The sequence below is a fragment of the Actinomadura rugatobispora genome, assembly GCF_042656285.1.
Lineage (GTDB): Bacteria > Actinomycetota > Actinomycetes > Streptosporangiales > Streptosporangiaceae > Spirillospora > Spirillospora rugatobispora.
Genome location: NZ_JBHSON010000340.1, coordinates 1 through 623 on the forward strand (window position 1 = coordinate 1; position 623 = coordinate 623).

1 pseudogene is annotated in these 623 nt (G+C 67.4%); it reads left to right on the top strand.

Going from position 1 to position 623, the window contains the following annotated elements:
• Positions 1-25: 25 nt before the first annotated feature.
• Positions 26-623 (top strand): annotated as a pseudogene (locus ACFPZN_RS56710) (condensation domain-containing protein); the annotation flags it as partial.

The following is a 623-nucleotide window of genomic DNA, read 5'->3' on the forward strand; positions in this document are numbered from 1 at the left end:
TCACATCGCGGTGGATGGCTGGTCGATGGATGTGCTGGTGCGTGATCTGGGCGTGGCGTACGCGGCGCGGCGTTCGGGCGGCGTGCCCCAGTGGGAGCCGCTGCCGGTCCAGTACGCCGACTATGCGCTCTGGCAGCGCGAGGTTCTCGGCGACCTGGACGATCCGGACAGTGTGATCTCGGCTCAGCTTGGTTTCTGGCGTGAGGCGCTCGCGGGCATTCCCGAGGAGCTGGCGTTGCCGGTGGATCGTCCGCGTCCGGCGGAGGCGTCTTTCCGGGGTGGGTCGGTGTCGGTGGGTGTGGGTGCGGAGGTGCATGCGCGGTTGGTGCGGGTGGCTCAGCAGCGTGGTGTGACGATGTTCATGGTGGCGCAGGCGGCGTTTTCCGGTAGGTACGGCGGTGGCCGGTCGTGGTGAGGAGTCCCTCGAAGACCTCGCTGGGTTCTTCTTGAACACGTTGGTGTTGCGGACGGATGTGGGTGGTGATCCGTCGTTCGCTGAGGTGTTGGAGCGGGTGCGGGAGGCCGATCTGGCGGCTTTCGCGCATCAGGATCTGCCGTTCGAGCGGCTGGTGGAGGACCTCAACCCCGCCCGTTCGCTGGCACGGCACCCGCTGTTCCAGGTG